Annotated in this window: 11 protein-coding genes; all 11 read left to right on the forward strand. The window is 41.6% G+C overall.

The window, feature by feature from the left end; all coding sequences use genetic code 11:
• Positions 1 to 29: 29 nt before the first annotated feature.
• The 11 genes from KX728_RS00855 to gap all read left to right on the forward strand — a co-directional run bounded on the left by KX728_RS00855 (position 30) and on the right by gap (position 11,935).
• Positions 30 to 1,220 (forward strand): acetate kinase, encoded by a 1,191-nt coding sequence (locus KX728_RS00855; protein WP_215805162.1) that lies wholly within the window; start codon positions 30 to 32, stop codon positions 1,218 to 1,220.
• A gap of 149 nt (positions 1,221 to 1,369) precedes the next feature.
• The gene (rnpA, locus tag KX728_RS00860; RefSeq protein ID WP_000748120.1) at positions 1,370 to 1,741 is read left to right on the forward strand and encodes a ribonuclease P protein component; all 372 of its coding nucleotides are present in this window, start codon (positions 1,370 to 1,372) and stop codon (positions 1,739 to 1,741) included.
• Entirely contained in the window at positions 1,716 to 2,543 is an 828-nt protein-coding gene (locus tag KX728_RS00865) for a membrane protein insertase YidC (protein WP_000728097.1), read from the forward strand. Before rnpA ends, KX728_RS00865 begins: the two co-directional genes overlap by 26 nt.
• A 14-nt stretch (positions 2,544 to 2,557) precedes the next feature.
• The gene (jag, locus tag KX728_RS00870) at positions 2,558 to 3,544 is read left to right on the forward strand and encodes an RNA-binding cell elongation regulator Jag/EloR (RefSeq protein ID WP_215805161.1); all 987 of its coding nucleotides are present in this window, start codon (positions 2,558 to 2,560) and stop codon (positions 3,542 to 3,544) included.
• Positions 3,545 to 3,599: 55 nt separating this feature from the next.
• A complete protein-coding gene (locus KX728_RS00875) occupies positions 3,600 to 4,223 on the forward strand; it encodes a ribonuclease P (protein WP_215805160.1) in 624 nt (207 codons plus the stop codon).
• 117 nt (positions 4,224 to 4,340) lie between these two features.
• On the forward strand, positions 4,341 to 6,317 hold the full coding sequence (gene tkt, locus KX728_RS00880) for a transketolase (RefSeq protein WP_000067902.1): 1,977 nt from the start codon (positions 4,341 to 4,343) through the stop codon (positions 6,315 to 6,317).
• Between the two features lie 128 nt (positions 6,318 to 6,445).
• Entirely contained in the window at positions 6,446 to 6,766 is a 321-nt protein-coding gene (gene yajC, locus KX728_RS00885; RefSeq protein ID WP_025168800.1) for a preprotein translocase subunit YajC, read from the forward strand.
• A gap of 48 nt (positions 6,767 to 6,814) precedes the next feature.
• On the forward strand, positions 6,815 to 7,258 hold the full coding sequence (locus KX728_RS00890) for a low molecular weight protein-tyrosine-phosphatase (protein ID WP_044020140.1): 444 nt from the start codon (positions 6,815 to 6,817) through the stop codon (positions 7,256 to 7,258).
• Positions 7,245 to 7,658, forward strand: a complete 414-nt coding sequence (locus KX728_RS00895; RefSeq protein ID WP_101800316.1) for an MORN repeat-containing protein — start codon at positions 7,245 to 7,247, stop codon at positions 7,656 to 7,658. Before KX728_RS00890 ends, KX728_RS00895 begins: the two co-directional genes overlap by 14 nt.
• 295 nt (positions 7,659 to 7,953) lie before the next feature.
• Positions 7,954 to 10,605 carry a bifunctional acetaldehyde-CoA/alcohol dehydrogenase gene (gene adhE, locus KX728_RS00900; protein ID WP_215805159.1) on the forward strand — a complete coding sequence of 884 codons (2,652 nt, stop codon included), beginning with the start codon at positions 7,954 to 7,956 and terminating at the stop codon, positions 10,603 to 10,605.
• 319 nt (positions 10,606 to 10,924) lie between these two features.
• The gene (gene gap / locus KX728_RS00905; protein ID WP_215805158.1) at positions 10,925 to 11,935 is read left to right on the forward strand and encodes a type I glyceraldehyde-3-phosphate dehydrogenase; all 1,011 of its coding nucleotides are present in this window, start codon (positions 10,925 to 10,927) and stop codon (positions 11,933 to 11,935) included.
• The last annotated feature ends 23 nt before the right edge of the window (positions 11,936 to 11,958 follow it).

Below are 11,958 nucleotides of genomic sequence, written 5' to 3' on the forward strand. Positions count from 1 at the left end.
TGAAAACGCTTAAAAAGAGGTATCATCTTATGACAAAAACAATTGCAATCAATGCAGGAAGCTCAAGCTTGAAATGGCAACTTTATCAAATGCCTGAGGAAAAAGTTTTGGCTAAAGGCTTGATTGAACGTATTGGATTGAAAGATTCCATTTCAACAGTAAAATTTGACGGTCGTTCGGAGCAACAAATTCTTGATATTGAAGATCACACACAAGCCGTTAAAATTTTATTGGATGACTTGATTCGTTTTGATATTATCAAAGGGTACGATGAGATTACAGGTGTCGGACACCGCGTCGTTGCAGGTGGTGAATATTTCAAGGAATCAACAGTTGTTGAGGGAGACGTGTTAGAAAAAGTTGAGGAATTGGGACTCTTGGCTCCTCTTCACAATCCGGCTAACGCAGCTGGAATTCGCGCATTTAAGGAATTGCTTCCAGATATTACCAGTGTTGTCGTATTTGATACCTCATTCCACACAACCATGCCAGAGAAGGCTTATCGCTATCCTCTACCAACTAAATACTACACAGAAAACAAGGTTCGTAAATATGGTGCCCACGGGACAAGTCATCAGTTTGTCGCAGGAGAAGCAGCGAAACTTTTGGGCCGTCCTCTAGAAGATTTGAAATTGATTACCTGCCATATTGGTAACGGGGCTTCTATCACAGCTGTTAAGGGTGGGAAGTCTGTAGATACTTCTATGGGATTCACACCACTTGGCGGTGTGATGATGGGAACTCGTACAGGAGATATTGACCCTGCTATCATCCCTTATCTCATGCAATATACAGAGGACTTTAACACGCCTGAAGATATTAGTCGCGTTCTCAATCGTGAATCAGGCCTTATGGGAGTTTCTGGTCAGTCAAGCGATATGCGTGATGTGATTGCTGCTATGGAGGCAGGAGACCATGATGCGACTTTGGCTTATGAAATGTATGTTGATCGTATCCAAAAACATATCGGTCAATACCTTGCAGTCCTAAATGGGGCAGATGCGATTATCTTCACAGCAGGTATCGGTGAAAATGCAGCTTTGGTTCGTGAGGACGTCATTTCAGGTATCTCTTGGTTTGGTTGTGATGTGGATCCAGAAAAGAACGTCTTTGGCGTAACGGGAGACATCTCAACTGACGCAGCGAAAATCCGTGTCTTGGTTATTCCAACAGATGAAGAATTGATGATTGCACGTGATGTTGAGCGCTTGAAAAAATAAGTAAATACACGTAAAATTTGATTGTAAAAAGAAGTTGGGAAAGAGATTTTCCAGCTTTTTTTATGTAGAAAATGTCTAAAACCTTGCTGTTATTGGCTTTTTCAAAAAATATGGTATAATAGTAGTAATTTAATAGATGGAGTTGAGTTTTGAAGAAAAGCTTTCGTGTAAAAAGAGAGAAAGATTTTAAGGCGATTTTCAAGGACGGAACAAGTTTTGCCAATCGAAAATTTGTTGTCTACCAATTGGAAAACCAGCAAAACCATTTTCGAGTAGGACTGTCCGTCAGCAAAAAGCTGGGGAATGCGGTTACCAGAAATCAAATCAAGAGACGAATCCGGCACATTCTACAAAGTGTAAAAGGGAGTTTAGTAGAGCATGTTGATTTTGTCGTGATTGCCCGAAAAGGGGTGGAAACCTTGGAATATGCAGAGATGGAGAAAAACCTACTCCACGTATTAAAGTTATCAAAGATTTACCAGGAAGGAAATGGGAGTGAAAAAGAAACTACAGTTGACTAGTTTGTTGGGCTTGTCCTTGTTTATCATGACAGCCTGTGCAACAAATGGTACAGCTAGCGATATAACAGCAGATTCGACAGACTTTTGGAGCAAATTCGTCTATTTTTTTGCTGAAATTATCCGCTTTTTGTCCTTTGACATTAGTATCGGAGTGGGGATTATCCTCTTCACGATTTTGATCCGGACGATTCTATTACCGGTCTTTCAGACACAGATGGTTGCCTCTAGAAAAATGCAAGAGGCTCAACCACGCATCAAGGCTTTGCGAGAGCAATATCCGGGTCGTGATATGGAAAGTAGAACCAAGCTAGACCAGGAGATGCGCAAGGTTTATAAAGAGTTAGGAATCAAACATTCGTCCTCTCTCTGGCCGATTTTAATACAAATGCCGGTTCTCTTGGCACTCTTTCAAGCCTTGAGTCGAGTAGACTTTTTGAAAACAGGTCACTTTTTATGGATTAATTTGGGAGGAGTAGATACAAGTTTTGTCCTTCCGATTTTGGCGGCAGTCTTTACCTTCTTGAGTAGCTGGTTATCGAATAAAGCTTTGTCTGAAAAAAGTGGAGCTACGACAGGGATGATGTATGGTATGCCTGTATTGATCTTTGTTTTTGCCATCTCCGCCCCAAGTGGTGTAGCCTTGTACTGGGCCGTATCCAATGCTTACCAAGTTTTGCAAACCTATTTCTTGAACAATCCTTTCAAGATTATTGCTGAAAGAGAAGCAGTGGCGCAAGCAGAAAAAGATTTAGAAGGCAAGAAGAGAAGAGCTTTGAAAAAAGCACAGAAAAAGAAAAAATAAGGAGGAATCTGGTAATGGTATTATTTACAGGTTCAACGGTTGAAGAAGCAATCCAAAAAGGATTGAAAGAATTAGACATTCCAAGAATGAAGGCCCACATCAAGGTCGTTTCGAAAGAGAAAAAAGGATTCTTAGGCTTGTTTGGTAAGAAGCCAGCTCAAGTTGATATCGAAGCGATTAGTGAAACGACAGTGATCAAAGCCAATCAGCAGGCCATTAAAGGGGTTCCAAAAGAAGTCAATGAAAAAAATGAACCCGTGAAAACAGTAAGTGAAGCAACTGTTGATTTGGGGCATGTAGTGGAAGCCATCAAGAAGATTGAAGAAGAAGGTCAAGGTGTTTCTGAAGAGGTCAAGGCTGAAATCCTGAAAAATGAAAAACATGCCAGCACGATTTTGGAAGAAACAGGTCATATTTCAATTTTAAATGATTTGGAACCAGAGGATACTACCGAGGAAGTGGAATCTGCTCCAGAAAAAGAAACTGAAACGCAGGAAGTAACAAGCCAATCTTTGGAAGATTTAGGCTTGAAAGTAGAACCAAGTTATGACATCGAACAGGTGGCAACTGAAGTAGCTAGCTACGTTCAAACCATTGTAGATGATATGGATGTTGAAGGGACGATTTCAAGCGACTACAATCGCCGCACCATCAATCTTCAAATTGACACCAATGAACCAGGTCGTATTATTGGCTACCACGGAAAAGTCTTGAAAGCTCTTCAACTGTTAGCGCAAAATTACCTTTACAATCGCTATTCAAGAACCTTCTACATCACAATCAATGTCAATGATTACGTTGAACACCGTGCAGAAGTCTTGCAAACCTACGCTCAAAAATTGGCGACTCGCGTTTTAGAAGAAGGACGTAGCCAACAAACTGATCCAATGTCAAATAGCGAACGCAAGATTATCCATCGCATTATTTCACGCATGGATGGCGTGACGAGTTACTCTGAAGGTGACGAGCCCAATCGCTATGTTGTCGTAGATGCAGAATAAGCAAAGCAAAATCAGGTTCATCCTGATTTTTTGCTAGGAAAGGAAAGATTCAGATATGCTGAAAGCAGTTAGAGAATACCTATCATTTGCAGGAGTCCAGTACCGCAATCCTGATAAAGCTGGCGATGAAAGAGAAAAGATGTTGACCTTGCGGCAAAAAGGTCAAGAGGCTCGGAAGTCTTTTACAGAATTGGCCAAAACCTTTCAAGCTAGTCATCCAGAATGGCAACTGCAACAGACTAGTCAGTGGATGAACCAAGCGCAACGCTTGCGACCGCATTTCTGGGCCTATCTACAGAGAGACGGACAAGTGACAGAACCTATGATGGCTCTTCGTTTGTATGGAACACCTACTAATTATGGGATTTCTTTGGAGGTCAGCTTCATCGAGCGCAAGAAAGATGAACAGACTTTAGACAAGCAAGCCAAGGTTTTAGAACTTCCAGCGGTAGAAGGAATTTATTATCTAGTCTACTCAAATGGGGAAAGCCATAAGATGGAGGCTACTGAGGAGAATCGTCGTGCTTTACGAGAGAAGCTGAGAAGTCAGGAAGTCCGTAAAGTGTTGGTTAAGTCAGATGTTTCCCTCATTGAAAATCAGTCAGTAGAAGCGATATTGGAGAAGTTAGAAGAGGCTTATGCGCGCTTGCTTCCGTACTATGAAGTGACGAGGGAATAGAAAATCAAATGTGTTAGATGAACGCAAATTGTTTTATTGCTATTCTATGCATTTTTTCATATAATAGTAAAATAGGATGTGTGATTCATTAATCACCTCAAAGAGAAAGGAAATTCTATGTCAAATCTATCTGTTAATGCAATTCGTTTTCTAGGTATTGACGCCATCAACAAAGCAAACTCAGGTCACCCAGGGGTGGTTATGGGGGCTGCTCCTATGGCCTATAGCCTCTTTACAAAGCAACTTCGTATCAATCCAGCTCAACCAAACTGGATCAACCGCGATCGCTTTATTCTTTCAGCAGGACACGGCTCTATGCTTCTTTATGCCCTTCTTCACCTTTCTGGTTTTGAAGATGTTAGCATGGATGAAGTCAAGAACTTCCGCCAATGGGGTTCAAAAACGCCAGGTCACCCAGAATTTGGTCATACAGCAGGGGTTGACGCGACAACTGGTCCTCTAGGTCAAGGGATTTCTACTGCTACTGGTTTTGCCCAAGCAGAACGTTTCCTTGCAGCCAAATATAACCGCGAAGGTTTCAATATCTTTGACCACTATACTTATGTGATCTGTGGAGACGGAGATTTGATGGAAGGTGTCTCAAGTGAGGCGGCTTCATATGCAGGCTTGCAAAAACTTGACAAGTTGGTGGTTCTTTATGATTCAAATGACATTAACTTGGATGGTGAGACAAAAGATTCCTTTACAGAAAGTGTTCGTGATCGCTACAATGCCTACGGCTGGCATACAGCCTTAGTTGAAGACGGAACAGACTTGGAAGCTATCCATGCGGCTATCGAAACAGCTAAAGCTTCAGGCAAACCATCTTTGATTGAAGTGAAGACTGTTATTGGATACGGTTCTCCAAACAAACAAGGAACCAATGCTGTACACGGTGCTCCTCTTGGAGCAGATGAAACTGCGGCTACTCGTCAAGCCCTTGGTTGGGACTATGAATCATTTGAAATCCCAGCTGAAGTTTATGCTGATTTCAAGGAAAATGTTGCAGACCGTGGCGCGTCAGCTTATCAAGCTTGGACAAAATTAGTTGCAGATTATAAAGAAGCTCACCCAGAACTGGCTGCAGAAGTAGAAGCCATCATCGACGGACGTGATCCAGTTGAAGTGACTCCAGCAGACTTCCCAGCCTTAGAAAATGGCTTTTCTCAAGCAACTCGTAATTCAAGTCAAGATGCTTTGAACGTTGTTGCTGCCAAGTTGCCAACTTTCCTAGGTGGATCAGCTGACCTTGCTCACTCAAACATGACTTATATCAAAACGGATGGACTTCAAGACGACGCTAATCGCTTGAACCGCAACATTCAGTTTGGTGTTCGTGAATTTGCAATGGGAACGATCTTGAACGGGATGGCCCTTCACGGTGGACTTCGTGTATACGGAGGTACTTTCTTCGTCTTCTCTGACTATGTGAAAGCAGCTGTCCGCTTGTCAGCCTTGCAAGGACTTCCTGTGACTTATGTCTTTACCCACGATTCTATTGCAGTTGGTGAAGATGGTCCAACTCACGAACCAGTTGAACACTTAGCAGGTCTCCGTGCTATGCCAAATCTGAATGTTTTCCGCCCAGCAGATGCGCGTGAAACTCAAGCGGCTTGGTACCTTGCAGTGACAAGCGAAAAAACACCAACTGCCCTTGTCTTGACACGTCAAAACTTGACTGTCGAAGAGGGAACAGACTTTGACAAAGTTGCGAAAGGTGCCTATGTCGTCTATGAAAATGCAGCAGACTTTGATACGATCTTGATTGCAACAGGTTCAGAGGTGAATTTGGCGGTCGCAGCTGCCAAAGAATTGGCTAGCCAAGGGGCAAAAGTCCGTGTAGTCAGCATGCCATCAACAGATGTCTTTGACGCACAAGATGCAGCTTACAAGGAAGAAATCCTTCCAAATGCAGTTCGCCGTCGTGTTGCAGTTGAAATGGGTGCAACTCAAAACTGGTACAAGTATGTTGGTCTTGATGGTGCAGTTCTCGGTATTGATACCTTTGGAGCATCTGCCCCAGCACCAAAAGTATTGGCAGAGTACGGATTTACAGTTGAAAATCTAGTCAAAGTCGTTCAAAACTTGAAATAATCACAAAAATCAGAGTGAAAACTCTGATTTTTTATAACCATAAAAACAAGGCACAATCTTGTAAAAGTAGCTGAAATTTGATATAGTAGTCCTATGTAAAATACAAAGGAGAAAATACTATGGAAAATATTAGTCCAAATTTAACATTTTTGATCATGCTTGTAGGTATGTTTGCCTTGATGTTCTTTATGCAACGTTCTCAAAAGAAACAAGCACAAAAGCGTATGGAAAGCTTGAACAAGCTTCAAAAAGGCTATGAAGTCATTACAATTGGTGGGCTTTACGGAACAGTGGATGAAGTAGATACTGAGAAAGGTACAATCGTACTGGATGTAGATGGGGTTTATTTGACCTTTGAATTGGCTGCGATCAAGACCGTTTTGCCACTCAAAGAAGCTGTGACGCCAGAAGGAACAGTTGTTGACGAAGGCGGAGCAATCGAAGAATAAAACGGGATTCTATCACTCCCGTTTTTCTATGATATGAGAGGAAAAGGGATGAAAAAAATAGTATTTGTGTGCTTAGGAAATATTTGCCGTAGCCCCATGGCAGAGTTTGTGATGAAGTCCATGACGAGTGATTATCAAGTTGAGAGTCGTGCAACTTCGTCTTGGGAACATGGCAATCCAATTCATAAGGGAACGCAGGCGATTTTCCAGCAGTATCAGATCCCGTATGACAAAGATAAAACATCGCTTCAGATTGGCAGAGAAGACTTTGAATCGTTTGATTATATTATCGGTATGGATGCTTCAAACCTTTCAGATCTGCGTCACATGTGTCCTCAGGAACTACAGTACAAAATTTACTCTTTTGCATCTGAAAGTGTCCCAGATCCTTGGTATACAGGAGATTTTGAGGAAACCTATACTCGTATCACAAGTGGATGTCAAAGCTGGCTAGATCGATTAGAAAAAGAGAGTGACAATGGAAAAGCTTAAACAATTTTATGAGAAGTGTAGAGTTTACCTAACTCGTCCTAGGATAGAGCTCATTGCAGTTGTCGTAATGGTAATCTGTGCTCTTTCGGTATTTCTACTAAATACGCCTAAAAAGGGTGTCCTGACACTTGATAGTGGAGCTCTTGTTTATGATGGCACCTTGGTACGAGGGAAAATGAATGGTCAAGGAACCTTGACCTTTGAAAATGGAGACCAATATACAGGTGATTTCAATAATGGTGCCTTTAATGGAAAAGGGACTTTCCAATCAAAAGATGGCTGGAAATATGAAGGTGATTTTGTAAATGGTCAGGCTGAAGGTCAAGGGAAGTTGACTACAGAGCAAGAAGTCGTTTATGAAGGAACCTTTAAGCAAGGCGTTTTTCAGCAAAAACAGTAGTCTCCAAGTTAGGAGACTATTTTTCAAAACCGGCAAGAAAGCGCTTTCTTTGTTTGGATTCGATAACTAACTATCAACTAGAAAAACTTTGTGAAATAAAAAAATTTTCTCCATAATTTCACAATCATCCGGCCAAAACTCTATTGCACAGCCATATTGAGAAAAAAATCACAATTTCAGAAAAATTCTTTGTGAAATACTTATGAAACTGTTTACAAAGCATAAAAAAAGAGTTATAATAAACTTGTGAAAAAATTAACAAAGGATAACATCCTTAAAGGCTATGGAGGATAATATGGCTGATAAAAAAACAGTAACACCAGAGGAAAAGCAACTTGCTGCTGAGAAGCATGTCGACGGTCTCGTGAAAAAAGCCTTGGTTGCGCTTGATGAAATGCGCAAGTTGAACCAAGAGCAAGTTGACTATATCGTGGCAAAAGCTTCGGTTGCAGCACTTGACGCACATGGTATCCTTGCACAACATGCAGTTGAAGAAACTGGCCGTGGGGTATTTGAAGACAAGGCAACAAAAAACCTATTTGCCTGTGAACACGTAGTGAACAATATGCGTGGAGTTAAAACAGTTGGAGTTATTGAAGATGATCCAATTACAGGTTTGACAAAGATTGCGGAGCCTGTCGGGGTAATCTGTGGTGTCACTCCTACCACAAACCCAACTTCAACAGCGATTTTCAAATCACTCATTGCTTTGAAAACACGTAACCCAATCGTTTTCGCTTTCCACCCATCAGCTCAAGAATCATCAGCACACGCAGCACAAATCGTTCGCGATGCAGCCATCGCAGCCGGTGCACCTGAAAACTGTGTACAATGGATTACAAAGCCATCCATGGAAGCAACTGGAGCGCTAATGAACCACGAAGGTGTTGCAACTATTCTTGCAACTGGTGGGAATGCTATGGTTAAAGCTGCATACTCATGTGGAAAACCAGCTCTTGGGGTAGGTGCCGGAAACGTTCCTGCCTATGTGGAAAAATCAGCTGACCTTCGTCAAGCGGCTCATGACATCGTGATGTCTAAATCATTTGATAATGGGATGGTCTGTGCATCAGAACAAGCGGTTATCATTGATAAAGAAGTGTATGACGAATTTGTAGAAGAATTCAAATCATATCACACTTACTTTGTAAACAAGAAAGAAAAAGCACTTCTTGAAGAATTCTGTTTTGGTGTGAAAGCAAACAGCAAAAACTGTGCAGGTGCTAAACTAAATGCAAACATTGTTGGTAAACCAGCAGCATGGATTGCTGAACAAGCAGGATTTAGCGTTCCAGAAGGAACAAACATCTTGGCTGCAGAATGTGCAGAAGTAGGACCAAAAGAACCATTGACTCGTGAAAAATTGTCACCAGTTATCGCTGTCCTAAAAGCTGAAGATACAGAAGACGGTCTTAAAAAAGCTCGTCAAATGGTTGAGTTTAACGGACTTGGTCACTCAGCAGCCATCCATACAAAAGACGAAGCTCTTGCTAAACGCTTTGGTACAGAAATCAAAGCAATGCGTATTATCTGGAACTCTCCATCTACTTTCGGTGGTATCGGTGACGTATACAATGCCTTCATTCCATCATTGACACTTGGATGTGGTTCATATGGACACAATTCAGTCGGTGATAATGTGAGTGCGATCAACCTTCTAAACATCAAGAAAGTAAGGAAACGTAGAAATAATATGCAGTGGTTTAAAGTTCCTTCAAAAATTTACTTCGAACGCAATTCTATCCAATACCTTCAAACATGTGAAGATATTGAACGCGTTATGATTGTTACAGACAAATCGATCGAAAAACTTGGTTTTGTTCAACGCATTATTGACCAATTGAACAAACGCAGCAACCGTGTAACTGTCCAAGTCTTCTCAGACGTTGAACCAGACCCAGATATCACAACTGTAGAACGTGGTACTGAAGTAATGAGAGCATTTGAACCAGACACAATCATCGCTCTTGGTGGTGGTTCTCCAATGGATGCAGCCAAAGTAATGTGGCTCTTCTACGAACAACCACAAATCGACTTCCGTGACTTGGTTCAAAAATTCATGGATATCCGTAAACGGGCCTTCCGCTTCCCATCACTTGGTAAAAAAGCGAAATACATTGGTATTCCAACAACTTCAGGTACAGGTTCAGAAGTAACACCATTTGCCGTTATCTCTGATAAGAAAAACAACCGTAAGTATCCATTGGCTGACTATTCATTGACACCAACTATTGCGATTGTTGATCCTGCTTTGGTTGAGTCAGTTCCAGACTTCATCGCTGCGGACACAGGTATGGACGTCTTGACTCACGCGACTGAAGCCTACACTTCAAACTTTGCTAACGACTACACAGACGGTATCGCCCTTCAAACAATCAAACTTGTCTTTGAATGGTTGGAAAAATCTGTTAAGACAGCTGATCCAGAAGCTCGCGAAAAAATGCACAATGCATCTACAATGGCTGGTATGGCCTTTGCCAATGCCTTCCTTGGTATGAGCCACTCAATGGCCCACAAGATCGGTGCGGTTCACCATACTGTTCACGGACGTACAAACGCAATCTTGCTTCCATACGTTATCCGTTACAATGGTACTCGCCCATCTAAGACGACTACATGGCCTAAGTATAACTACTGGAAAGCTGACGAAAAATTCCAAGATATTGCTAGAATGCTTGGATTGCCTCACTCAACTCCAGAAGAAGCGGTTGAAGCGTATGCCAAAGCAGTTTACGATCTTGGTGAAGCAGTTGGAATCACAATGAACTTCAAAGGCTTTGGAATCGATGAAAAAGCTTGGAAAGACAGCTTGCATGAAATTGCCTTGCTTGCTTATGAAGACCAATGTTCACCTGCTAACCCACGCTTGCCAATGGTAGCTGACATGGAAGAAATCATGGCAGATGCTTACTATGGTTATGCAGAACGACCAGGACGTCGCAAATAATTGTTTATCAGCCTAGAGGCAGGAGTTATCCTGTCTCTTTTTTGTAAACTCTGAAAGAGTTGAAATTGTAGTTTCACCTTGATAATGAAGAGAATATGCAGATATTATAAAAGATTCTAGTGATATGCTTTGGAAATAAAAGAATGGATGAATAAAAAGGGGGAGAAAAAGTAGAAAAGCAGGAGAGAAAATCAACGCCCGTACTTGCAATTCAACTCAAATAGTTATATAATAGGTTTGTTGAAAGGTGATTTGTAGTGATTCAAGTTACTCTTTTCACAATAAAAATTTCATGATTTTCATAAGGAGGAAATCACTAATGGTAGTTAAAGTTGGTATTAACGGTTTCGGACGTATCGGTCGTCTTGCTTTCCGCCGTATCCAAAACGTAGAAGGTGTTGAAGTTACTCGCATCAACGACCTTACAGATCCAGTTATGCTTGCACACTTGTTGAAATACGATACAACTCAAGGTCGTTTCGACGGTACTGTAGAAGTTAAAGAAGGTGGATTCGAAGTTAACGGTAAATTCGTTAAAGTTTCTGCTGAACGTGATCCAGAACAAATCGACTGGGCTACTGACGGTGTAGAAATCGTTCTTGAAGCAACTGGTTTCTTTGCTAAGAAAGCAGCGGCTGAAAAACACTTGCACGCTGGAGGAGCTAAAAAAGTTGTTATCACTGCTCCTGGTGGAAGCGATGTTAAAACAGTTGTATTTAACACTAACCACGACGTTCTTGACGGTACTGAAACAGTTATCTCAGGTGCTTCATGTACTACAAACTGCTTGGCTCCAATGGCTAAAGCTCTTCAAGACAACTTCGGTGTTGTAGAAGGATTGATGACTACTATCCACGCTTACACTGGTGACCAAATGATCCTTGACGGACCACACCGTGGTGGTGACCTTCGCCGTGCTCGTGCTGGTGCTGCAAACATCGTTCCTAACTCAACTGGTGCTGCTAAAGCTATCGGTCTTGTAATCCCAGAATTGAACGGTAAACTTGACGGATCTGCACAACGTGTTCCAACTCCAACTGGATCAGTTACTGAATTGGTAGCAGTTCTTGAAAAGAACGTTACTGTTGATGAAGTGAACGCAGCTATGAAAGCAGCTTCAAACGAATCATACGGTTACACAGAAGATCCAATCGTATCTTCAGATATCGTAGGTATGTCTTACGGTTCATTGTTTGACGCAACTCAAACTAAAGTTCTTGATGTTGACGGTAAACAATTGGTTAAAGTTGTATCATGGTACGACAACGAAATGTCATACACTGCACAACTTGTACGTACTCTTGAATACTTCGCAAAAATCGCTAAATAATTCTTGAGTCGATAAAAGCAAGG

Source organism: Streptococcus oralis, from assembly GCF_019334565.1.
Lineage (GTDB): Bacteria > Bacillota > Bacilli > Lactobacillales > Streptococcaceae > Streptococcus > Streptococcus oralis_CR.